This window comes from Rhizobacter fulvus, assembly GCF_964020785.1.
In genome coordinates this window covers 376,149-398,769 of record NZ_OZ224516.1, presented here as the reverse complement: position 1 = coordinate 398,769, position 22,621 = coordinate 376,149, and the positions used below count along the sequence as shown (strand labels likewise).

Here is a 22,621-nt window from a genome sequence, read left to right as displayed (position 1 = left end):
GAACTCCCATGAACAAGCTGTCCATCCCATCCTTGACCGCCCTCGCGCTCGCCGCGATGCTCGCCGGTTGCTCGAGCGTGCCGCTCGGCGACGCTGGCGGCGCGCCGGTCGAATCGCGCACGCCGGGCGCCGGCAGCGGCACCGCGGGTGCGGGCGCCGGTGGCGCGGCTGGCGGCGAGAGCCGCGTCACGCCGGTCGACCTGAGCAAGGGCACCGGCAACGGCGACGCGCTGTCGCAGCGCACCGTCTACTTCGACTTCGACAGCTACGTCGTCAAGGACGAGTACCGCCCGCTGATCGACCGTTTCGCGAAGTCGCTCGCGGCCGATCGCAAGAAGCGCCTGCAGGTCGAAGGCCACACCGATGACCGCGGCGGCCGCGAGTACAACCTCGCGCTCGGTCAGAAGCGGGCCGAGGCGGTCGCGAAGTCGCTGGCCTTGCTCGGCGCGTCCGATTCGCAGGTCGAGGCGGTCAGCTTCGGCAAAGAGCGGCCGGCGGTGCAGGGCAGTGACGAGGCGGCGTGGGCCAAGAACCGCCGCGCCGAGCTGAACTACCGGTGAGGACCGCCGTGATGCGCCAGATCCTTCGCGCCGCGTTTGCGGGCATGACGCTGAGCACGGCGCTCTTCGCGCCGGCCGCGCATGCCGGCCTGTTCGATGACGACGAGGCGCGCCGCGCGATCCTCGACATCCGCGCCCGCATCGACCAGAACACCGAGCGCCAGCGCGCCGGCCAGCAGCAGTTGTCCGATCAGATCGACCAGTTGCGCCGCAGCATGCTCGACTTGAACAACCAGCTCGAGCAGGTGCGCGGCGACAACAACCGGCTGCGCGGCCAGAACGAGGAATTGACCAAGATCGTCTCGGAACTGCAGCGCAAGCAGAAGGACATCCAGTCCGGCGTGGACGACCGGCTGCGCAAGTTCGAGCCGCAGAAGGTCTCGCTCGACGGCAAGGAGTTCACCGTCGAGCCGGACGAGAAGCGCCAGTACGACGAGGCGATGGACCTGCTGCGCAAGAGCGACTTCGCCGGCACCGCGAACGCGCTGAACGCGTTCCGCAAGCGCTGGCCGACGAGCGGCTACAACGACTCGGTGCTGTTCTGGCTCGGCAACGCGCAGTACGGCGTGCGCCAGTACAAGGAGGCGATCGCCTCGTTCCGCACGCTGGTGGCCGGCTCGCCGGACAACGCCAAGGCCCCGGAGGCGATGCTCGCGATCGCGAACTGCCAGGCCGAGCTGAAGGACGGCAAGGGCGCACGCAAGACGATCGACGACCTGATCAAGACCTACCCGAAGTCCGAGGCCGCGCAGGCCGGTCGCGAGCGGCTGGCGTCGCTGAAGTAGCGTCGCGCCGCGGGGCGCATGCACCCCGCACCTAAAATGCGGGCATGCAAGACATCGACCTGAAGGCCCTCGCCACCCTCGTTCTCTGGGCCGCGTTCGGCCTGTCCGTGCTGTTCGGCGCGATCGCGCAGCGCACCCACTTCTGCACCATGGGTGCCGTTTCCGACATCGTCAACATGGGCGACTGGACCCGCATGCGCATGTGGGTGATGGCGATGGGCGTGGCGATCATCGGCTTCAACCTGATGGTCGCCGCGGGCTGGCTCGACGCCGGCAAGAGCATCTACGGCGGGCCGAAAATCGTCTGGCTCTCCGCGCTCGTCGGCGGCGGGCTGTTCGGCTTCGGCATGGTGCTGGCGTCGGGCTGCGGCAGCAAGACGCTGGTGCGCATCGGCGGCGGCAACCTCAAGTCGCTGGTCGTGTTCGTCGTGCTCGGCGTCTCGGCGTTCGCGACGCTGAAGGGCATCACCGCGGTGGCCCGCGTCGCCACGGTCGATTCGGTCGCGGTGACCCTGGCGACCGGGCAGGACCTGCCGTCGCTGCTGGCCGCATCGACCGGGCTCGCCAAGGCCACGCTCGCCGCGGCACTCGGCCTGCTGATCGGCGGCGCCCTGGTCGTCTGGGCGCTCGCCCACGCCGAGGGCCGATCCGGCGACAGCCTGTTGGCAGGGCTGGGCGTCGGCGCGGTGATCGCGGGCGTCTGGTACGTGTCTGGCCGGCTCGGCCACGTCGCCGAGGACCCGAACACGCTGCAGGAGGCGTTCGTCGCGACCAACTCCGGCCGCATGGAGTCGCTCAGCTTCGTCGCACCGGTCGCCTACACGCTGGACTGGCTGATGTTCTTCAGCGACAGGTCGAAGCTGCTGACGGTCGGCATCGTCAGCGTGGTCGGCGTGGTGGTCGGCTCGGCCGCCTACGCGTTGGGGACGAAGAGCTTCCGCTGGGAGGGGTTCCGCGATGCCGGCGACACCGCCAACCACCTGGTCGGCGCGGTGCTGATGGGCGTCGGGGGCGTCACCGCGCTCGGCTGCACGATCGGGCAGGGGCTGTCGGGCATGTCCACGCTGAGCCTGACGAGCTTCGTCGCCGTCGCGGCCATCATCGCCGGCGCCGTTGCCGCGCTGCGCTACCAGGTGTGGCGCATCGAGCGCAGCAGCTGACGCGATGAAACAGGTCACCGACATCGTCGGGCCGCCGGTCGCAAACGACGCGGACCTCGAGCGCCGCTTCGGCGGTCTGCGGCGGCTCTATGGCGACGCCGGCTATGAGCGCATCCGCGCGTTGCGCGTCGCGGTCGTCGGCCTCGGCGGCGTCGGCTCATGGGCGGCCGAGGCGCTGGCACGCAGCGGTGTGGCGATGCTGACGCTGATCGATCTCGATCACGTCGCCGAGTCCAACATCAACCGCCAGGTTCAGGCGGTCGGCGCGACCGTCGGCCAGGCCAAGGTGCAGGCGCTGCGCGAACGCATCGCCGACATCCATCCCGGTTGCGAGGTGCTGGGCGTCGAGGAGTTTGTCGACGAGACCAATTGGCCCGCGCTGCTGCCGCGACCGGTCGACGTCGTGATCGACGCCTGCGACCAGGTGCGCGCCAAGGCCGCCATCGCCGCCTGGGCGCTGGCAACGCACACGACGCTCGTGATCGCCGGTGCGGCCGGCGGCAAGCGGCGCCCGCACGAGGTGCAGGTCGACGACCTCGGCCTGGTCACGCACGATCCGCTGCTCGCTTCGCTGCGCCAGCGCCTGCGCAAGATCCACGGGGCCGCACGCACCGGCAAGATCGGCGTGCGCTGCGTTTTCTCGCGCGAGGCGGTGGCCCCGCCAGACGCGTCCTGCGACATCGACGGCGCCGCGACGGACAGCACGCTGAACTGCCACGGCTACGGCTCCAGCGTGGCGGTGACGGCCACCTTCGGCATGGTGGCGGCCAGTCTTGCGCTAGAATCTTTGACAGTGCAGAAATGATCCGCCCGGTTCCTGGCTATAATCGTGGGCTCAGCGGGTTGTTAGCTCAGTTGGTAGAGCAGTAGACTTTTAATCTATTGGTCGTGGGTTCGAGCCCCGCACAACCCACCAAGTGATCTGCGCCAGCGGTACCGAATTCAAAGAATGTGGGGCTCTTAGCTCAGTTGGTAGAGCAGCGGACTCTTAATCCGTAGGTCGAGTGTTCGAGTCACTCAGGGCCCACCAAAAATGCTAGAAAAATCAACGGCTTGCATTGCGCAGGCCGTTGGTCCTTCTGGATTCGGCGGTTCGGCGAGAGTTATGAGGACCATACCGAGGACCATATTGTTTGGGATGCCTTGATGCGGCGTGATCCGCGTTCGGACGCGCGACGCGACGAAGGTCTGCGACCGAGCAGCCGAACGCCGCGACCAGGGACGCTTCGGTTGTCTGCCGGGATGCGCAGTCGAGTCGCAAGTTGCTCACCTCGTCGACGCACTCATGTGCGCGAAATGCGTAGCCGACTCGGCGGGCACCAAGAAGTCGTGTGTCCTCCGCGGGCGCAGGCGTCGAGGCCGCAGGGCGTCCAGCGTCTTCGACTCCGCCACCAGCAGGTCGTAGAAGTCCTCCGCGCGCACGGCCTTCTCGTCGTCGGCGCGGATGCGGACCAGCGGCAGACCCGCGAGCTTGAAAAGCATGTTCTTCAGCTCGTCGCGTTCGGCGGCCTCCTCGCTGTCGTGATGCACCGAGTCCAGTTCGATGCCGGCAACGGGGTCCTCGTCCGTCGTGCACAGCAAGATGTCTACCTGCGCCAACCACGCGTAGCTGCGAGCTCGCACAGTCAATGCTGCCTCGAGCTTGTCGACGTCGATGACGTTCTTCAGCGGCACGTTGGGGTAAGCGTGCAGCGAGGGGAAGAACTGCCGCACTGCACGCAGGAACTCGCGCTCCTGCTGACTCGCGCACGCGTTCTTGCGAAAGTCGAACGCATCGACGGCCGACCAAGTGCTGATGGCGAACGAGCTGACGACGGCAACCCGCTTGACCTCGGTGGCGCGCACGGGCTGACCGGCCGACGCCGCCGGTGACCAGCGCACGTCCTTGGCGGGTTTCACATCTTCGACCTACCGTGGCCGTCAAGCCCTGGCGCGAAGCGCCCTCGACGAATGGCGTTCACGGCCCTCGGCTGCGAAGTTCAGCCGGTACCTCTCCAGGCGCGATTGGCGGAAGGCGAGATTGACCATCATGGCGACTTTGCTTACGATGCGTGCACGGTTCAAGCCGAATCGCGGGCAAGTTGGCGCCCATCAGTGCACGCACCGGATGTTCTCCGGCACGGTAAAGCCAGAGTCTCTTGTAAGCCCCCTTCCGGCTAGATGACCTCCTTTTGGAGAGCCGGGCAACGCGTGCCGTCCCTCGACGCTCTCCAGGAGTTCGTCATGACAGCCACTTCCCGAGATGCGGCCGAGCCCGCCATCCTTTCCCCCGAAGCCCAAGCGGCAACCCTCTGGACCTACGTTCAGCTCCGAGCGCGCCGGTTCACTTCAGCCGACGCGCTGGATGTCGTCAAAGACCTTGGCGAAATCACTCACCTTGACCCGAAAACGCTAGCGAGGCAGCTGCAGGAAGCTCTCGCCCAGCGTCGGGTTTCCATGAAGTACACCAACGCGCTGCAAGCGGCTGCACGGATGCTCGGCAATTCGAGCTATCACGCGCCAGCAGTCGCTCAAGCCGCGCCTCCGCTGCTGCAATTGGTGTCGTTTGCCAGCTCTCTGAACCGGCCCGTGCGCGACTGGAAAGAGGGCATCCAGCATTTTTGCGGCTACGCCGAGGGCGACCAAGAAGGCGGTGGGCTGCACATCTATCAGATGGGCTTCACCCCGACCTCCGTCACCATGGGCTCGCCGCTGTCGACGGCTCACGACGAAAACGGCCGTGCTGTGCCGGAACTGCAGTTGCAGTGGTCGTCGGACATGGAGTCGCAGTTGCCGGCCGCCATCGCGGGCGTCGAGACGCTGCGGCGGCGCTTTGAAGAAAGCGGGCGCGCAGTTGTGGACGGGCTGGCAGCCGCGTACTACTGCCTTCACAACCCGCATCCGGACGCTGACCCGGACGACCCTGTCAACTCGGAACTCGTCGTCATCGAGGTGACCCCTGGCCCAAGCTTCGGGGATGAGGTCGCGCGCGGGGACGAGGTCAAGTGCTGGGCTGAACTTGAGAAGGTGCACCCCAAGGACAGGTCGCCCACCTACTCGTTGAACGAGGCAGCGTGGGTGGTTGAGAAGTGCCGGTACGAATGGCGGCTTTCCACCGTTCGCATGGGCGGCGCTTCGCCGTCGATTGTGACGAGGCTCCTGACGGAAGCAGAGAGCGCGAAGCTCTTCCGACGCCATCGGAATGCTGTCACCAACGAGCGCTATTTCGTTGCGGAAGACCGGGTCAAAGCCTTGCCGTCCGTCGCAACGGCCACAGAGCAACTTGAACTCGATGTGGAGCAGCTTCGCAAGTACAGCTCCAACGAGTTCGCTCAGGCCATGGCTAGGCAAAAGCGCGTCTCGGTCGACACGCTCCTCAAGCTCGCACAAGTCCTGAAGCTAGCCGACCCCTCCTCGCTCGTTCGGAAGCCCAAGCGCGCTGAACTGACTCTTCTGCGTGATGACGAACTGCTGAGAACCTTCATCTCTCGTGTGCATGACGTGGTCTTCGAAGTCCCACGACGCCTGAGCGACGAAGCCGTAGCGGAGGTGGACAAGGCCGTGGACTTGATGCTCACCGCGCTCAAGAACGACGTGGTCTTGGCCGACGGGAAGGTTCACGATGCGTTCCCTCGCCAGGCGCCGTACATGACCTATGCGAACCAAGGCAAGGACATGCTCGCTCGGCTGAAGCAACTGGGCTTGGTCGTGTATGCCGGCGTGTTCACCACGGTGAAACCGTTTCGGGCGCGAGACGGCTGGGAGCGCAACATCAAGAGCGGCTCCTCTATGAAGGTCGAACGGGTTCTGTTCCTCGATGTTGACCTCGAGGAACAGGCCGGATGATTGGCCGCGTCGACTGACCGATGGGAGTTGCTAACGCTGCGTCGTGTGGGCCTTTGCCAACATCGGCGCAGCGCATATAGCACCTATGTCATAGCGGCCCGCGCGTCCTTCATTTGAGGGTTGAGCGGGGTTCCGTTGCGCAATATAAAGGCAATACCTGAAGCCTAGGGAGGGCGCCGTGGTGCGCACGAAGACCAAGACGGAAGTAGCGACCATCAAGCTGACGCCGGAGTGCCGGCGCGCTTGGGAGGCTGCTGCGACAAGCGAGCGCCGTTCGTTGGCAAATATGTTCGAGGTGGCCATCCTCGAGTACTGCCAGCAGCGCGGCATCGTGGCGGTATCGCCGGACGCTGCGCCTCCCGCGTCGGTCAAGAAGCCCACGTCCAAGAAGGCGGCCGCCCAATGACGCGCGCCGCTTTTCAGGTGGCCCTTGGCGCCCAGCTACACGGGGGAACAATTCAATGAGCGACCCCGTGTTCTTTGAGGCTGAGCGCAAGCGTTTCTTCCGACCCCTGAACAGCTCCCGCCGGGAGCTCGTTGTCGCATGCCTGCGCGCGCTGTACGAACGTCTGCACGGGCCTGCGGCTGACTACGCTCACACGATGACGCGGGACTCGTTGCGCGAACTGCTTGCAGCGGTCGTACGTGACAACCCCGACCGGCTGACCTTGGATGCCGAGCCCGACGAGTTCAGCAGTGCCAATGGCGAACCACTGCAGCTCACGAACCTGCTGATGCGGGCGTTGCTCACAGATGGCTGGCTTGAACAGTTTGCGGACCGGCATGGCCTGGTCACAGCGTTTCGCTTCTCACGTCCGGGCAAGCTCTTCGCCGAGGCCCTGTGGATGCTCGACCGGCCCAGTCGCAGCCGGCAGCGCAACATGCGTGGTTGCCGCAATGCGCTCGAAGCAGCGCTCCAGCCGCGCGGTGACGCTCACGACCTCGTCGACGCGTACGAGTACGCCGAGAAAGTCATCGAAGACCTCACCGAAGGCATCGACTACTTTCAGGAACTCGTGCGCCACCTGATGCAGACAGCCTCGGCGCAGCGTCAGTGGAGCGAGTTCGTCGAGTTCCTCGACCGCTTTCAGCGGGAGTATTCCAAGCAGCTCACCGCCGATAACGCGATGCTCAATCGGCAAGCCATCCGGCAGAACCTCGAGCGGCTGCGCCAGGTGAACGACGCGAAGTTTCGCCGGATGGACGAGCAGCTGCACGACATCGCGCACTGGGCCGTCAAAGAGCACGCCGGCTCCACGGTCTACGAGTGGCTCTTGGGCCGCATCGAAGCCATCGTCGACGCCGCTTGCGAGACCAAGCAGCCCGGCTTCCTCAAGGCGATGGAGACCTACCTGAAACGCATCAACGGTTTGGCGATGCAATCGCTGATGTTGCGTTCGGGTCAGACGCGCCACGCGTACCTGCAGGGCATCCAGCGCATCGCGCATACGGAAGACCGCGCAGAGCAAGACCGCCTGCTGCTGCACTACGGCGCGCACCTCGCAGGCGCTGAGGTCCGACTTCTGGACCCGGCCAGCTTCAAGCTGCGCACAGCCACGCAGCGCCGCAAGGCTGTCACCGTCACCATCCGCCCGCGCAGCACCCGGGAGGAGCGGCTTGCTGCGGCGTTGGCCCGGGCCGAGGCCGAGGCTTTCTCCTTGCCGAACGAACTTGTGGCAGAAGGCCTTCGAGCCGACCTCCGTCTGTTCCGGCACCCCATCCGGCTCTCTGCCATGCCCATCGAAGGGGCCGCGGACGTCCTCAAGGTCATGCAGGCCGTGGAAGCGGCGCGCAGCAGCGCCGGGGACTTCGATGTGCGCCGGCTTCCGACGCGGCTCGACAACTCCGCGTACTCCGGTACTGACTACGAAATCGAACTGAAGAAATGAACATCTCCACCGTCGTCCGCGACCAGCTGGCCCTGGTCAACATGAAGTCCGAGCGGTTTCGGGAACTGGTCATCCGGCTGTTTTCATACGGTGTCATCGTGCGGGAAGAAGACCGCACCGAGCAGGCGCTGTACGACGACGCGCGGCGCATCCAGCAGCTGCTTGAAGACTACTTCGACCTGGCCGGCTTTCTGCTGCACCACGACACGACAAACCAGTTCTATCGGCTGTATGCGCCTGGCGCCGTGGTTGACGGCTTGCCAGAGGACCCACTGGAGTCAGTGCCCTCGTTGCGCGCCCGGGTCTCCGCAGACTTCGTGGCCGCAGCGCTGGCGCTTCGGTTCCTCTATCAGAACAAGCTCAACACCGGCGACATCCAGCCGCAGGGCGAGGCGCTCATCAGCTTCGAGGAGTTGGCGGTGGCGCTGCAGACACAGCTGAAGCGGCCGCTGCCGAACGGCGCGACCGAGAAGATGCAGTTGCTGGCCGAACTTCGCCGACATCGGCTATTGAGCTACTCGCCCACTTTTGCCATTTCGGATGAGGACGCGCTGCTGGCCATCAGACCCACCATCTTGGGCATCGTATCCAACGACGCCATGACTGCTGCGCTCGACACGGACGGCGTGGTCGAGCAGGTTGGCACCGTCGCGGAGGACGCCGAATGAAGCTGGACCGAATGGTGCTCGTCAATTGGGGGCAGCTGCCGCCCGGCAACTACGACCTCGGCAACATGACGTTGCTCACCGGCCCGACGGGCGCGGGCAAATCGACGTTGCTCGACAGTCTCCAGACCGTGATGACGGCGTCCTACCAAGGCATCGTCGCCTACAACCCTGGCCAGGAGGAGACCCACGGCACTCAGCGGCGCGGCAAGACCAAGCGCACGCTGGAGTCGTTCATCTGCGGCGCCGAGTACAGCTTGTTCTCGCGGCCCGATGGCGCACATGGCTGTGTCGCTGCGGTCTTCCGTCCCGAGGACGGTGAAACAGCGGCCAAGCCATTCACGGCCATAGTGGCTGCAGCGGCTCGTGTCGACGGGCAAGGCGAACGTCGAACTGCCCGCCTGGAACGGCTTGAGCTAATCATCGTCGACGAAGACGCCCTGAGCGTCGACGACTTCCTGAAGGACGCCGCTCAAAGTGAATGGGTGGCCGTCGAAGACTTGGTCAAGCGCTTGAAGTCGCGGTATCGGAAGGTCGTCTCGTTCGACAGCCACAAGCGGGACTACCTCTGCGCGCTGTACGGGCGTTTCCGTGGCCGCAGCTCGATAACGTGGGACGAAGCCGCCAACGCCGCCAAGGCCTGGAGCCAGTCCATCGCATACAAGCCCATCGGGTCAGTGCACGACTTGGTCCGCGACGACATTCTCGAGTTCGACGGCAAGCTGCTGCAGGAAAGCATCTCCCGCATCAGCGAGCTGATGCGCCAAGTGACCAGCTTGCGCGAAGAGGGTGAGCGGCTCGCCGCCATTGTCGAGCGCCTGAAGCTGCTCAAGGGCGCCATCAACGACACGGCAACGGCTTTCGAGGAGCAGGTGCAGTACGACTTGCTGCTGTCAAAAGTGCATCTTCGCGATGATGACGCCCGCGTCACCGAGGAGCGTCGGAAGATTGCGAATGACGGTGACATCGAGGACCGGAACCTCGCGCTCATCCGGACGTTGACAGACCAGTGGGAGAACCTGGACCGCAGCCGGGTGCAACTGACGGCGACGTTGCAGGGCATCGAGGCTCACGGCGTCAAGGAGCGGCTGGAGCTGCAGTTGCGCAACGCCAGCACCAACGCTCGCAAGGTTTTGGAGGAGCTGTCAAAGGGGCTGCGTTCGGCCGCGAACCTGGATAAGGTGGCGCGGCAGTTAGCAGGCAAGGCCGTCCCGAAGGAGTTCACACGTCTGCTTCCGGCCGTGGAGGCTGTCGCCCAGGCGTTCGCACGAACGGAGCTTGGCCACTTGGCGGACCTTGTGCAGGCGGTGCATCGGGCATTGAACACGCCGTCGTTCGTTCCCGATGAACTTCTGGAGCTCTGCGACCAGTTCGAGGGCCTGAACGCTGGCCTTGCCGACGTCTTCAAATCGCTGGTGGGCCCGGTGGACAGCGTGTCCATGGCCATCGCGGCCGATGAAGCTTCCTTGGGCACTCGCATCGAAGGCGAGCAGAAGACGGTCAGGGATTTGGCGAACACCAAGTCACGTCTGGCGACCGGCGCCGGCAACTACGACAACGCGACCGCCGGTGCTGTGGCTCGGATACGCGAAACGCTGCCCGAAGCGTCCGTGTTCGTGCTTTGCGACCTAGTCGAGCCCGCGTCCGAGAAGTGGCAGCCGGCAATCGAAGGCTACCTGGGCAACGCTCGCTTCAACCTCATCGTCAAGCCGGAGTGGGAGTCGCGAACCATCGACTTCCTGCACTCCTGGGGCTCCAAGGCGAAGGTGGTTCAGGGCAAGCGATGTTTGGACAAGGCAGATGCCAGCCGCGTGCCTCGTGAGTCCATCATTCACGAGCTGCATACGAGCCATCCCATCGCTCGGGCCTACCTCATCGAGCAGTACGGTTCGGTCATCAAGGTGGACAACTCGAACCAGCTGCGCGAGGTCGCTCGCGGGCTGACCGTGGACGGAAAGGGCAGTGGCTCACGCACGATGTTCGTGACTGAGCGGCAGGAGCTGGTGTTTGGCCGCGCTGCACGCGAGAACGCACTTCGCCGAACGACCGAGCAGCTGCAGGAGGCCGAGGGCCGATTGGCCGATCTCCAGTCCCTCAAGCAAACCTTCGTCGATGTCCGCTCGCTGCTGGCATCCGTGCGCGAGCCGAATTTCGACCCCAATCCGCTGCTCAACTACGCGGTGGAAATCGACCAGGCGCAAAGCGCCCTGAGCCAGCTGGACTTGCGCGAGGTGAACGACCTGGAGACCCGTTTGACGGAGCTGCAGCGCAAACTTGTGGACGTCGACAAGGAGCGCAACCTGGCGCACCGCGCCATCACCTTGGCGCAGGAGCGTACCGAGAAGTCGGAAGAGGTCATCAAAGGCATCATGGGCCGACGGGACGACCGCTTGCGCGAGCTTCAGCGGCAGATTGGTCGCCTCAAACAGCTCTGTGAAGTCAACCCCGAGCGCACGTACACCGTGATGTCTGAACAGGTGGAGGACCTGCTGACCGTCGTCGCCGTCGGTGAAGTGACCGCCCGTCGTGACCACTTGCGCAGCCTTCCGGCCATGCGGGTTGGCGAGGTTCGCGAGCAGCTCAGTGAGCACAACGCCAAGGCGAAGACGGAAGAGCGATTCCAGGTTCATCTGCCCTACCTGCACGACGGGGAAGGGTTCGACGCTTGCTATGGCCCGCTCGTGCAGCTCGGGCGAGCGGTAGGCGGCATGCACGCCGACCTGGAAGGCCTGGGCCTCTACAACAATCGCAACGAAGTCGAGAAGGCTGAGCGCTCTTTCCACGATGTCTTCACCAAACAGTTCTGCGTGGAAATCAAGGCGAAGGTCGATGACGGAGTTCGCACCTTGCGGCAATTGAACGCGGAGCTGCAGAACCTGAAGTTCGGCACCGACCGCTTCACCATCGACTGGTCCAAGTGGGAGCCCGAGTTCGAGGACTACTACGGCTTCTTCAAGGCCGTGACTGAGCTGGCCGACTCCCAAGACACCATCGACTTGTTCGCAGCGACCACGCTCACGGACAAGCAACGAGGCGTTCGCGACCGGCTGGTGAAGCTGCTGCTGGAGAAGGACCAGGAGCGCGCAGAACGCGACCTGCTGCGCATCGCCGACTACCGCAACTACCGCCGCTATGAAATCTGGAATGAGTCCGACAGCGGCGGCAAGATTGCGTTGTCGACCTGGGGCACCGGCTCTGGCGGCCAGCTGGAGACACCGGCTTACATCGTGCGTGCGGCCGTGGTGACCAACCGCATGAAGCTGTTCGACAAGGGTGCAAGCCTCAAGCTCTTGGTCAGCGACGAGTCGTTCTCTCGAATGGACGAGCTCCGCGCCCGAGCCGTGCTTCGGTACCTGCGTGACACCTTGGGCCTGCAGCTCATCAGCGCGATGCCCACGCGCGGCGCCGGCGGGCTGCGTCCAGAGTTCGACCGTGAGTTCAGCTTCAGCCGGGCCGGCGTAGACACGATGAACGGTGAGCTCGACTTCATCATCGAATGCGACGAGCGGCTCAACAAGCAGGACCGCATGCGCGACATGTGGGAAGCACATCGCCTGAAAGCTCGAGAACAAGCACGAGTGGAGTTCGACGCCAAGGAGCCTGTGCCCGTGGTACTTCCCGAGCCCCCGGCGGGTGACATCTTCATCCCGCATGCCGTTCAAGCCGTGTCATCCGCAAGCACCTCGGAGGCGGCGCCTTGAGCGACCTTGCCCCACTGTGGCTGCAGTCGCCGGCGATGCTGCAGCTCATCAACATGTTGGTGGACCGACTGGACAGCGCCGAACAGCGGGGAACCCGTGCTCAGTCAGTGGGCCTTGGCGCGAAGACCTGGCCGGCCTTGTACGAAGCCTCGTTCGAGTCCGACAAGGAACATCTTTGGGAGCAGTTCGCGGAGCTGGTCCGGTGGGGATGGTTGTCGGCCAAGCCTGACGGCGTCGCGAAGGTTCGGTCGGGCTACGACAGGTCGCCCCGGGTCACGGTGGTCGATGAGCAGGCTTTGCGAGCTGCCGTTGGCAGGCCCGAGCGCATGCGCAGCGCCACCGAGCGTTGGCGAGACGCTGTCAACGCGGGCCTGGCTGCCTCTGAAGAGGTCAAGCGCCACGTTGGCGACTACTGCATCGACCTTCCCGACCGAACGATGTCGGAGGTCGTGGCCCGCTTGAACGAGCTGCCGGCCATGGCGAATACTCCCCTGCTGCTGCGCGAGGTGTCATCACAGCTCTTCTGGGGCATGTCGAAAATACTCGACAAGCGGCAGGGCATGGTCGCGGCGCTCCTGGGCCTGGATGAGTGCCCGTTCCCGGAGTCGCCCATCCAGCTGCATGTGTTCTTGCCTTCGACGGGTTTCCGAGGCGTGCTGTTAATCGAGAACGCGATGAGCTTTGAGCATGCAATACGCTCAAAGAAGCCGGTCTTTGAGGAGCTGGCGCTCGTGTTTGCGTCCGGCTTCAAAGGCAGCGCCCAACGTCTGCGCACGCCCGATGGCAGTTTGCTCTTCTACTCCCAGCGAGGCGGCTTGGGCCCGGACCTGCGAGACGGGTTCGAAGCGTGGCTGTTTGGCAGGGGCGGCCAGCCCTCCTATTTCTGGGGTGACCTCGACTGGGCGGGGATGCGCATCCTCGCGGCCATGCGAGCGAGTTTCCCGGAACTGGGGGCGTGGCAGCCGGGCTATCTGCCGATGCTGGCAGCGCTCAAGGATGGGCACGGACACTCGCCGGAAGCCGCGGAAAAGCAAGGCCAGCGGGTATTGACGGCATCGGGCTGCAGCTTTGCCGACGCAGAGCTCGTCCCAGCCCTCCGTGAGACCGGGCGGTTTCTCGACCAAGAACTTTTCACGCTGTAGCTCTCGCGGACAAGGAGGCATTTGAGATGGCCAAGGTAATCAGCTAGTTCTTCGCGGACCTGGGCTTCCCGCTGCGGAACATCCGCTGGTGCTGGGGCGCGCGCAACGACGACATCGTCTTGCAGCGGACATGACCTACACCGCGAACGTGGTGCTGCGCTCGCCCGCTCGCGTCGTCCAGCCACGCAGCACTGGATGGCCGCGATTCGGCACGAGGCGTGGTGCAACGCCCACGAGCTCGACGGCGCCACGTGCCGGCACGCGCCGGTTAACGTCACAGACAAAGGGCTACCCACGGACTCGGCAAGCTCCAGTGGTCGAGCTTCCGCAAGGTGAAAGTTGGCGGCTGCGTACGCGCGAGCGTAGGCCTATGCTGTTGACTTTGCGTACCCCAGAAATTCCTTATGGGGTGAACGTGCCTCGTTCCAGTAGCGGTTGGCCCCTTCAGGCCTTTCACGTTGCGTTGCTACCGTCAAGAGCAGGCGCCGTTTCGCGCGCGAGATGCCAACGAAGTAGGCTGATCGTTCCGCGTCAAGTTCACCCCAGAACGTCTGTGTCTCCACGCCCAACACGATGACGGAGTCGAACTCTAGTCCTTTGCACTTGTGAATCGTCATGATCCGCACGGCACTGTCTTCAGAAAACCGCGATAGGGAGGTCGCTGCATCTTGATCGAGCCCGAGAAGTTCCCTGATGCGATCAAAGGTCTGCGCGACGACCTCGTCCAAGCGGGTGCCGCGCTCGTAGTCGGACGACAGTGCTGCGACGGCATCGCGCCCGAGCAGATCGAGGAATTCTTGCGCCAGAACTTGCAGCGCGTCGAAGGTCGGCGCTGCGGCTGCGCCTTGGCGGATTCGATCGCGCGCGTCGTCGATGAACCGGTGCCAGCCAGCGCGTAGTTCGTAAGAAGCGTCCTCATCGGCTCCGGTGGCTAACAGCACGTCCATCAGGCGACTATAGGCGTCAGGTTCGCGCTCGCCCGTGACGACTCGCAGGAAATCGACGATCAGCCGCGCTGCTGGTTCCGCCGACAGGTCCTGCAAGGCTTGCTCGTTGCGAAATGGAATGCCGCGCGCGCTCAACTCAGCCATCAGCCGGTCCGCGTAGAGCTCGAGTTGCTTGGAGAGCAGTACTGCGATTTCTGAGGGCGGCAAACCCTCATCATCGATCCATGTCTGAATCATGTCCGCCAGATCCTCGGCCTCATGCTGGCTGTCTTCGAATTCGAGGACTTCGACCGAACCGCCAGTGCCGGCCAAGTCGGCGTCCGGTACAGCGGCCTTTGGGTCCATCACTTTCACCATGGCGTTCTGCATGCGGCGCAAGCGTGGCTGCGAACGAAAGTTCTGATAGAGGTTGAGGGGCAGGGCATCGAAGTCCTTGGCGAAGAGTTGGAAGATGCCCTCCAGCGCTCCGGCCCAGCCCATGATGCGCTGTTTCGTGTCGCCCACCGCCGTCAGTCGGATGTCGGTGCCGAGGAACGCTTCCTTGATCAACTGGTACTGTGCGGTGGTGCAGTCCTGAAATTCGTCGAGAAACACGTGGCTGTAGGTCTGGCGTACGGCGTTGCGAGCGACCTCGCTGGATCGGAGAATTTGGACCGCCAAGGGCACCATGTCTTCGAACTCGATCTGCCGGCGTTGTACTCTCGGTTTGCCGATCGTGTAGTCCGCGTCCAAGGCATCTTTGCCTGTGAGCACTGGGCGAAAACGGTCGATTAGCCGTTTGGCGAACGCGTGAAACGTGTGGCTGTCCAGCCGGGCGGCGAGTTGCCAACCGCAGCGCTTGCGTACCCGGTCCTTGAGGTTGCGGCTGGCGTCGACCTTGAAGGAGATGGCCAGCACGCGCTGGGGATAGCGACAGGCACCTGTACGTAGCACGAAGTCTGCGCGCTGCGCGAGCATTTCTGTCTTGCCCGCCCCAGGACCCGCTGTTAACGCCAAGCTGCGTTCGGGTTCGCGCGCGGCGACCAGCGCGTTGGGTTCCAGCTTGAGCCCGTCGGACGGTCGCCAGTGATCGGGCTTGATCATTCCGGCAGTTCCGCCAACTTGGCCTTCACCATGTCCAGCAGCCGATCGATCGAGTCCGGCATATCCACGTTGAGCGTCGCGTCGTCGAGCTGACCCATGGCTTCGAGATGTGCCGCCGGCTTGCTGCTGAGTTTGAAGCGCTGGTGGTACGCGTCGAAATTCTGCTGCTCTTCCTCGCTGTACTGAGCGACATCTCCGTGGCTCTTGCCGAGCGCCGCAGCGATGGTCTCATCATCCGGATCCGCAAGCTCTTCCTCCTCGACGCCGTACGCGTCAGGAAACTGCCGCAGCATTGCAAAGTCGAGATCCAGTGGGGCGGAGAAGAACACTCCCGCGGATTCGAGGAACTTCAGCCAACCTGGACCGTTCTTGGACGTCAAGATCGGCTCGTCACCGTCCCATTTCGGAAGGCCAGCCAGATGGTCCTTGCTCAGGTCGCTCTTGATGGTCGGAAATTTGAGCAGTTGCTGAATCGCGTACCTGATCCGTCCCCAACCACCTTGGTGGCGACCCAGGTCGAGGTCAAGCAGGGTCACTTGCGGAATGCCGAGGCCATGGAGCAGGCGCCAAAAGTGGTTCACGTGCCGCCCGCCCAGCGGTGCAACGGAAATGGAGGCGTCGTCTTCGGCGATGCCCTTGGCCTGAAGCAGGCGCGGCAACACGATCTCCTCGCTGTCGCCTTCGCCCAGGATCACCAGTCGCGAGAAGTAGAGTTCCGGAAAGGCTTGGACTGCCTCGCGCACGAACTTGTAAGCCTCGTCGGTCGCCTCGGGCATGACGATGGTTGCGACGACCGTCTTCCGTTCCTTGTTCAGCCGCAGATAGCGAATGTGTTCTGGCGCGACGCGTTTGAGCAATGAAGGCGCATGCGTCGCAATGATCGCCTGCGCGTCGTGATGCCCGGAGAAAGCGGTAGCGCTTTGATGATCCGACCAAGGTAGTGAGGCGATAAGCTGTTCTCAGGCTCCTCCATTGCCACCAGCGTGAACACCGCTGGGCGTAGCTTGTCCACGTCGAACGCGTCGAGCTTCTTGGCCAGCACCTGGCGGCCGATGGCCTGCATGGAGAGCACCAACGAGACGTAGAGCAAGGACTGCTGTCCGTCGCTCAGGCGCGAGAAGTCGACGATCCGTTCGCCGTGCCCCGGCGTGAACCCGACGGTCAGATGTCGGAGCAAATTGTCGATCTCATTGCGCTCGAAGGACACGCTGGGACTCGCGTAGTAGATCCCCTTGTGCAGCGCGGCCCAATGTGCAGTCAACTGCTCGCCGATGCCGCCGACGGCGGCGTTGCCGGCCAGGGCTTCGCTGATACCCTGCGTAAGCCCGGCGACCTTCTCGCGCTCGACCTGCCAGTCGGCCGCCCGGAGGGCTCGACCCAGCAGGGAATTGGCCGCGTAGGAGATGTGGTCGGTGGGGTCCCGACGTGCCGGCAGGTAGTGGACCTGGATGGCGTTGCGGTCATGTTTCTGCACGGGCACTGTCTTGACCGGCTCGTCATGCTCGTCGGCCTCCACCACGTAGTGCATCGTCTCTTCGATGTCCCCGTCCTCATCCATCGTTGCCGTCAGTCGGAAGCGAACGCGGGCGATGCCGTCAGCGGATCCCAGCTGCATGTGGGCGAAGTGCCCCGGAATGGTGGGATGTTTGCCTTTGGGCTTCTTGAGTTCGGGAAACTCGAACTGCGCTTCGACCCACAGGGTCAGCGGTCCGACGTCGCCCTTGGCCAAGTCGGCCGCATCGATGTGGAAGTCGGTGCGTCGAATCCGGCGCAGCGATGGATCGAAGCCGAAAAGCCGCGCGAGCGCCTGGAGCACGGCCGTCTTGCCGGTGCCATTGGGCCCAAGCAGAAAGATCATGGCTTCGAGTGCAAGGACCGTTGGCCCCGGCCCGAAGGATTGGAAGTTGCTGAGCCGCAGCCGCGTAAGTTTCACGGGGTCTTCCTCTTTTTTGATTGGTTGGCCGATTCTGTGTGGAAGATCGGCTGAGAAGCTCGCTGCATTCGCCGTGGCGGCCTGGGGCGCATGGCAGTCGGTCGTAGAGCGTGGAAATCTTATCGGGGGTGTCGAGGCTCGATGAGCTCGATGAGCTTGAAATGCGTTTGACAATCGCCTGGACCCATCAGGAATGCATCGATCGGGATGAGGAAGGAGGCGCGACGTGCGTCGAGTGAGCGATGCGGGCTCGATGGCGCGCAGGACCAGTTCGTTGGAATCCTTGCAAAGCAAGTCTGTCGCGACGAGAGAGCGTTGCGAGGGGCGACACGCTGGAACTTTTCGTGTCACAGGCGCTTGACCTGATCCCCCGCCGGATACTGGATCGATCTGGAGGGGCGTCGGCAGCTACATACAGCGTCAAGGCAGAGTTTCGCCTACTGAACTCGCGTGGCCTGTCCGCTCGGGTACAAGCACGGCAGCGCATCGGGACTCGGTCAGCTTTAATCGATTTATTGACTGTGGGCCGCTTTGTAATCAAAATCCGCGGACGTTAATCGAATTTGAGAACAACTCCGGGGGTCTAAGTGGCCGAGTGGATCGGATACCAATGGCTGGCCGAGCGCTACGGCATCTCGCCGCTCCAGGCGTTCCGGACGGACAGCACTATCGCCAAGTCCCGCACCACGGTGCGTGAGGACGGGTACGTGCACGAATATTACCCGCCCGCAGCAAGGCCTGCGGACACGTTGGCGGGCCACCTGACCTTCGCTCTCAAGCACGAGGGTATCCACTTGGAGTTCCTGACCCGCCTATTCAGCGTGGCGCCGGCAGCGGATCTGGAGGCTTGGGTTGCGGCCGAGCCAACGGGCCAGTATGCGCGCCGTGCCGGATTCTTCTATGAATATCTAACCGGACGGCACCTGGCGTTCCCCGGCGTGGTCGCGGGCAACTACGTCGCGGCGCTGGACGACGAGGCCTACCTCACAGCCAGCCGCCCTACCAACAATCCGCGCTGGCGCGTGCGCGACAACCTGCCTGGCACGCGAGACTACTGCCCAGTGGTGCTGCGCACTGCACGCGTGCGGCAGGCCGAGCAGTACGACTGCGCGCAGCACCTGTCCGACTTGGAGGTCGAGTTCGGTGCCGATCTGCTTCTGCGCAGCGCGGTCTGGCTGACGATCAAGGAAAGCCGGGCAAGCTTCGCGATCGAGCATGAAGAACAGCACGTCGATCGCGTGCGGCGTTTCGCGTCCGCAATGGAGCAACGCTGTGGGCAGGGTGAGGATCCTCTCTCGGAAGGCGCACTTGGCGAGCTGCAGTCTCAGATCCTCGGGCCGCGTGCGACGCGCTACGGCGTGCGCCGCTCACCGGTCTTCGTCGGCGAAATGGACGGGTTCACCGAGGTGGTTCACTACATTGCACCGCACTGGGACGAGACGCCGGCGTTGCTGTCGGGCCTGCGTGGTTTTGCGACTCGCACGGCGGGAGCCTCCGCGCTGGTGCGGGCCGCCGTGCTGTCGTTCGGCTTCGTGTACATCCATCCAATGTCCGACGGCAATGGCCGGATCTCGCGCTTCCTGATCAACGACGTGCTGCGGCGCGATCGCGCGATCCCTGCACCCTTCATCCTTCCTGTGTCAGCCACGATCACGAGCACCGTCGTCAATCGGCGCGGCTACGACCAGGTGCTTGAATTGTTCTCGCGACCGCTCATGCGCAAGTACGCACAGGCCTGGCGCTTCGGCGTGGAACAGGTGGCTGAGGACGGCGTGCACTACAACCTGCAGTTCGATGCCTATCAGGACGCGCTGTCGGCTTGGCGCTACCCCGACATGACCGACCACGTCGAGTACCTTGCCCAGGTGGTTCAATCGACCATCGAGCAGGAAATGCGCAAGGAGGCAGGCTACCTGCGCAGCCTGCGCACGGCTCGCGAGCGCGTCAAACAGGTCATCGAAGGGCCTGACGGTGACATCGATCGAATCATCCGGTCGGTGCGGGAGAACGGTGGCAAGGTGTCGAACAAGCTGCTGAAGGAAATTCCGGCGCTGGCAGACGAGGACCTTGCTGCCGAACTCGTGACGGCCATCCAGGCGGCGTTTGCGCAGCCATGAGCGGCTATGAATTCATGACGATCGATCGATTCCACATTTGTTGCGTCGGTCCGGACGAAGAAGCCTTGCACGAGGCCTTTCGTCAATGCGGTGCAATGGTTCAGTCGCGTGGTTGCTCGACGACGGTTTGGCAGCAGTCTTGGCCAAAGTTCCTCAGGTTCAGCCTCGGACGAAACAGAAAGAACACCATCAATGAATAAGACAAACAAAAAAACAAACCCGAAGGCCACGAAGACCGCGGTAGTCGCGGCAGCCGTGACCCGTCGACCCGTTCCCGCGAAAAGCAAGACCGCTCCAATTCGCGAGGTGCAGGACGGCGCGATTCGGTTCTATCGCGCCAACGAAAAACCCTATGGCGCCTTCAGCAATCTCTACCCAAGGCAGATTGAATTCGAAGGTCGCGCCTATCCGACGTCTGAACATGCCTATCAGGCGGGCAAAGCGAGCAAGCCGGCCGTTCGCGAATGGATTCTCAATGCTCCGTCGCCGTCCCTGGCAGCCATGGCAGCGCACGGTCTCTACGTATGGGACGTCGTACCAAATTGGTCGCAGATCAAGTTCGATCGCATGCGTGCCGTACTGCGCGCCAAGTTCGATCAACACGCCGATTTGAAGGAGCTCTTGCTGTCGACCGGAAGTACTCGTCTCGTCGAAGCCGGCACGGTGAGCAATGCCGTCAACCGCCTGTGGGGCGAGGTCAACGGCAAGGGGGAGAACACACTCGGCATCATGCTGATGGAACTGCGCTCGGATTACGCGAAGCCAAAGGCGAAGCGCGCCACTGCGGCCCGTCGAACGACCGGCGAGAAGAAGCCTGCGGCCTCGAAGCGCTCGCCGGTCACTGCATAGGCGATCGAAGCAGTCCTATGAGCGGAACTTTCTACGACGGCGAACTTGCTGAACTCGGCAACACCTTTTCCGCCGCGATGTCGGCCAAGATTGACCTCCTGAAGCTGGCGATCGCGAGCACCGCGGAGGCGAGCATCATTGGCGTGGGTTCGGGCGGCTCGTTCACCGTTGCATCACTCCTTTGCAACCTGCATGAGTCGTACACCGGCCGCGTGTCACGACCTTCGACACCACTCGAAATCATCTGCAATCCCACGCTCGCTGCCTCAAGCCCGGTCTTCATGATTTCGGCCGAGGGAAAGAATCCTGACATCATCGAAGCGCTCGAGCGCGCAAGACGCCATAGCTCACGCACCGTTCACGTACTGACCAACCGAGCAGCTAGCCCGTTGATGGAGCACGTTCGTGAACTGCCTGAGGTCACGCCGCACGTGTTCGAATTGGCCAAGAAAGACGGGTATCTCGCGACGAACAGCCTTCTCTTGGATGCCGTTGTTATCGCCAGAGCCTACGGCGCGCTGGACGCCGATGCGGACCAATTTCCTGATTCGCTCGACCGGTTACGCATCGGCTCGAATTCGGTTCCGGAGTGGCTAGACACAGCCCGGGAATTCGTGCGGCAAGCGGTTCCTCGCAAGGGCCTCATCGTCGTCTTCTCTCCGTTGCTCAAGCCAGTCGCGGCCGACCTGGAGTCGAAACTGGCCGAGTCGGCGCTTCTCTATTGTCAACTCGCTGACATTCGTTCGTTTGCTCATGGCCGTCACCTCTGGCTTGCAGAGCGTCCTGACGACTGCGCGATTCTGGCCTTGGTGGAACCCGGGTTGGAGCAGCTTTGGGCCCGCATGCAACAACTGCTGCCCGACGGGGTCCCTGTTTGCACGATGCTTCTCGGCGGCGCCAGGCCACAGGACCTTCTCGCGGGCCTAGTGGCGCAGATGCAGCTTGTGTCGCTAATCGCTGGCGAGCTGCAGAAGGATCCTGCGAAGCCACATGTCCCTGTGTTCGGCCGGGAGCTGTACTACGTCGACCTTCCCTTGTTCATTCCTGCCCCCAAGGAAACTGGGCGATGGGGTGAGCAATCCAAGTACGAGGTACTTGGCGCGCGGTGGCCCTCCATAGGTTCCGGTGGCGCGATGAGTCGAGCGTTGGAAAGCTTCGAGACGGCTCTCGGGCTTCAGTCGTTTCGCGCCATCGTCTTCGACTACGACGGGACGCTTTGCAGTTCGCAGCGCAAGGAGGTACCGCCGACCGCGGCGATCGTCGACCAACTCAGGCGTCTACTAGACGCGGGCATCTCCGTGGGAGTTGCGTCCGGACGAGGAGATTCGATCCAGCAGCACCTGCGCGATGTGTTGCCATCAGATCTCTGGTCGAAGGTTCATCTGGGTCTTTACAACGGCGGCTGGATTGGCCTGCTGGGCGACGACATCCAAAGGCAGGTGATCACCAACGAGTTTCTCAGCCACGTGCGACGCATCCTTGGACGTCTGGAGGGCCTCGGCGTACCAATCGAGTGTGTTCGTGAGACCTACCCCCACCAGATCAGCGTCAGATTCAAGGAAGGCGTCGACGCCGAGAACATGTGGTTCGTGATCGCCGATTCGCTTCGACAAGCCGGTCTAGATACATCCACCGTGGTGCGCAGTAAGCATTCGGTTGACGTATTGGCGGTGAACGTCAACAAGGCACACCTCGTAGCCAACATGATCCAGGCGCGAAGCATCGACCCGTACCAAGTCGTGACCATGGGCGACCAAGGTGCTTGGCCCGGCAATGACTCGTCGTTGCTGGAGCATCGGTTTTCATTGAGCGTTGACCAGCCGTCACGGCGGCTGGATCGAGGATGGAAACTGGCGCCGCACCACAAGCGAGATGTCGACGCCACGTTGTGGTACCTCCAGCGCGCCGAGATTGATGCGGCGACTGGATCATTTCGCTTCGTGCTCAGCACCTGACGAGGGACGG

The 22,621-nt window shown here is 63.4% G+C and carries 17 protein-coding genes and 2 tRNA genes; 15 read left to right on the top strand and 4 right to left on the bottom strand.

The features are described 5' to 3' along the window. The first annotated feature begins 8 nt into the window (after positions 1–8). The 6 genes from pal (at position 9) to ACWH49_RS01865 (ending at position 3,535) form a co-directional block, all read left to right on the top strand. The gene (pal, locus tag ACWH49_RS01890) at positions 9–560 is read left to right on the top strand and encodes a peptidoglycan-associated lipoprotein Pal (protein WP_056464204.1); all 552 of its coding nucleotides are present in this window, start codon (positions 9–11) and stop codon (positions 558–560) included. An 11-nt stretch (positions 561–571) separates the two neighbouring features. Next, positions 572–1,345 (top strand): tol-pal system protein YbgF, encoded by a 774-nt coding sequence (gene ybgF, locus ACWH49_RS01885; RefSeq protein WP_235580371.1) that lies wholly within the window; start codon positions 572–574, stop codon positions 1,343–1,345. 44 nt (positions 1,346–1,389) lie between these two features. Next, on the top strand, positions 1,390–2,505 hold the full coding sequence (locus ACWH49_RS01880) for a YeeE/YedE family protein (protein WP_448169903.1): 1,116 nt from the start codon (positions 1,390–1,392) through the stop codon (positions 2,503–2,505). 4 nt (positions 2,506–2,509) lie between these two features. Continuing rightward, on the top strand, positions 2,510–3,310 hold the full coding sequence (locus ACWH49_RS01875) for a tRNA threonylcarbamoyladenosine dehydratase (protein WP_448169902.1): 801 nt from the start codon (positions 2,510–2,512) through the stop codon (positions 3,308–3,310). A 35-nt stretch (positions 3,311–3,345) separates the two neighbouring features. Next, positions 3,346–3,421 (top strand) — tRNA-Lys (locus tag ACWH49_RS01870). Between the two features lie 38 nt (positions 3,422–3,459). Continuing rightward, positions 3,460–3,535 (top strand) — tRNA-Lys (locus ACWH49_RS01865). Positions 3,536–3,771: 236 nt separating this feature from the next. Here the strand turns inward: ACWH49_RS01865 and ACWH49_RS01860 are convergent. Then, positions 3,772–4,404, bottom strand: coding sequence for a DUF2726 domain-containing protein (locus ACWH49_RS01860; protein ID WP_448169901.1), 633 nt, complete (start codon positions 4,402–4,404; stop codon positions 3,772–3,774). A 324-nt stretch (positions 4,405–4,728) separates the two neighbouring features. Between ACWH49_RS01860 and ACWH49_RS01855 the strand changes: the two genes are divergently transcribed. The 6 genes from ACWH49_RS01855 (at position 4,729) to ACWH49_RS01830 (ending at position 13,727) form a co-directional block, all read left to right on the top strand. After that, the gene (locus tag ACWH49_RS01855) at positions 4,729–6,330 is read left to right on the top strand and encodes a hypothetical protein (protein ID WP_448169900.1); all 1,602 of its coding nucleotides are present in this window, start codon (positions 4,729–4,731) and stop codon (positions 6,328–6,330) included. 178 nt (positions 6,331–6,508) lie between these two features. After that, positions 6,509–6,736 carry a hypothetical protein gene (locus tag ACWH49_RS01850; RefSeq protein ID WP_448169899.1) on the top strand — a complete coding sequence of 76 codons (228 nt, stop codon included), beginning with the start codon at positions 6,509–6,511 and terminating at the stop codon, positions 6,734–6,736. Between the two features lie 55 nt (positions 6,737–6,791). Then, on the top strand, positions 6,792–8,219 hold the full coding sequence (locus tag ACWH49_RS01845; RefSeq protein WP_448169898.1) for a Wadjet anti-phage system protein JetA family protein: 1,428 nt from the start codon (positions 6,792–6,794) through the stop codon (positions 8,217–8,219). After that, entirely contained in the window at positions 8,216–8,887 is a 672-nt protein-coding gene (locus ACWH49_RS01840) for a DUF4194 domain-containing protein (RefSeq protein WP_448169897.1), read from the top strand. Before ACWH49_RS01845 ends, ACWH49_RS01840 begins: the two co-directional genes overlap by 4 nt. Continuing rightward, positions 8,884–12,585 carry an SbcC/MukB-like Walker B domain-containing protein gene (locus tag ACWH49_RS01835; protein ID WP_448169896.1) on the top strand — a complete coding sequence of 1,234 codons (3,702 nt, stop codon included), beginning with the start codon at positions 8,884–8,886 and terminating at the stop codon, positions 12,583–12,585. The genes ACWH49_RS01840 and ACWH49_RS01835 overlap by 4 nt, the downstream gene beginning before the upstream one ends. Beyond that, positions 12,582–13,727 (top strand): hypothetical protein, encoded by a 1,146-nt coding sequence (locus ACWH49_RS01830; RefSeq protein WP_448169895.1) that lies wholly within the window; start codon positions 12,582–12,584, stop codon positions 13,725–13,727. The genes ACWH49_RS01835 and ACWH49_RS01830 overlap by 4 nt, the downstream gene beginning before the upstream one ends. 368 nt (positions 13,728–14,095) lie before the next feature. Here the strand turns inward: ACWH49_RS01830 and ACWH49_RS01825 are convergent, their stop codons facing one another. Genes ACWH49_RS01825 through ACWH49_RS01815 form a run of 3 tightly spaced genes read right to left on the bottom strand, consistent with a single transcriptional unit; the run spans position 14,096 to position 17,690 of the window. Next, positions 14,096–15,757 carry a UvrD-helicase domain-containing protein gene (locus ACWH49_RS01825; protein ID WP_448169894.1) on the bottom strand — a complete coding sequence of 554 codons (1,662 nt, stop codon included), beginning with the start codon at positions 15,755–15,757 and terminating at the stop codon, positions 14,096–14,098. Next, positions 15,754–16,614 (bottom strand): ATP-dependent endonuclease, encoded by an 861-nt coding sequence (locus ACWH49_RS01820; RefSeq protein ID WP_448169893.1) that lies wholly within the window; start codon positions 16,612–16,614, stop codon positions 15,754–15,756. Before ACWH49_RS01820 ends, ACWH49_RS01825 begins: the two co-directional genes overlap by 4 nt. After that, the gene (locus tag ACWH49_RS01815; RefSeq protein ID WP_448169892.1) at positions 16,569–17,690 is read right to left on the bottom strand and encodes an ATP-dependent nuclease; all 1,122 of its coding nucleotides are present in this window, start codon (positions 17,688–17,690) and stop codon (positions 16,569–16,571) included. Before ACWH49_RS01815 ends, ACWH49_RS01820 begins: the two co-directional genes overlap by 46 nt. Positions 17,691–18,277: 587 nt before the next feature. Here ACWH49_RS01815 and ACWH49_RS01810 point away from each other — a divergent pair. The 3 genes from ACWH49_RS01810 (at position 18,278) to ACWH49_RS01800 (ending at position 22,611) form a co-directional block, all read left to right on the top strand. Then, on the top strand, positions 18,278–19,807 hold the full coding sequence (locus ACWH49_RS01810) for a Fic family protein (RefSeq protein WP_448169891.1): 1,530 nt from the start codon (positions 18,278–18,280) through the stop codon (positions 19,805–19,807). A 192-nt stretch (positions 19,808–19,999) separates the two neighbouring features. After that, positions 20,000–20,656 carry an NADAR family protein gene (locus tag ACWH49_RS01805; protein WP_448169890.1) on the top strand — a complete coding sequence of 219 codons (657 nt, stop codon included), beginning with the start codon at positions 20,000–20,002 and terminating at the stop codon, positions 20,654–20,656. Positions 20,657–20,673: 17 nt separating this feature from the next. Continuing rightward, positions 20,674–22,611, top strand: coding sequence for an HAD hydrolase family protein (locus tag ACWH49_RS01800; RefSeq protein ID WP_448169889.1), 1,938 nt, complete (start codon positions 20,674–20,676; stop codon positions 22,609–22,611). Positions 22,612–22,621 lie beyond the last annotated feature (10 nt).

Bases quoted from the DNA above. Each gene is read 5' to 3' on its own strand.
- pal (WP_056464204.1), top strand. From the start codon at position 9: ATGAACAAGCTGTCCATCCCATCCTTGACCGCCCTCGCGCTCGCCGCG.
- ybgF (WP_235580371.1), top strand. From the start codon at position 572: ATGCGCCAGATCCTTCGCGCCGCGTTTGCGGGCATGACGCTGAGCACG.
- ACWH49_RS01880 (WP_448169903.1), top strand. From the start codon at position 1,390: ATGCAAGACATCGACCTGAAGGCCCTCGCCACCCTCGTTCTCTGGGCC.
- ACWH49_RS01875 (WP_448169902.1), top strand. From the start codon at position 2,510: ATGAAACAGGTCACCGACATCGTCGGGCCGCCGGTCGCAAACGACGCG.
- ACWH49_RS01855 (WP_448169900.1), top strand. From the start codon at position 4,729: ATGACAGCCACTTCCCGAGATGCGGCCGAGCCCGCCATCCTTTCCCCC.
- ACWH49_RS01845 (WP_448169898.1), top strand. From the start codon at position 6,792: ATGAGCGACCCCGTGTTCTTTGAGGCTGAGCGCAAGCGTTTCTTCCGA.
- ACWH49_RS01840 (WP_448169897.1), top strand. From the start codon at position 8,216: ATGAACATCTCCACCGTCGTCCGCGACCAGCTGGCCCTGGTCAACATG.
- ACWH49_RS01835 (WP_448169896.1), top strand. From the start codon at position 8,884: ATGAAGCTGGACCGAATGGTGCTCGTCAATTGGGGGCAGCTGCCGCCC.
- ACWH49_RS01825 (WP_448169894.1), bottom strand. From the start codon at position 15,757: ATGATCAAGCCCGATCACTGGCGACCGTCCGACGGGCTCAAGCTGGAA.
- ACWH49_RS01805 (WP_448169890.1), top strand. From the start codon at position 20,000: ATGAATAAGACAAACAAAAAAACAAACCCGAAGGCCACGAAGACCGCG.
- ACWH49_RS01800 (WP_448169889.1), top strand. From the start codon at position 20,674: ATGAGCGGAACTTTCTACGACGGCGAACTTGCTGAACTCGGCAACACC.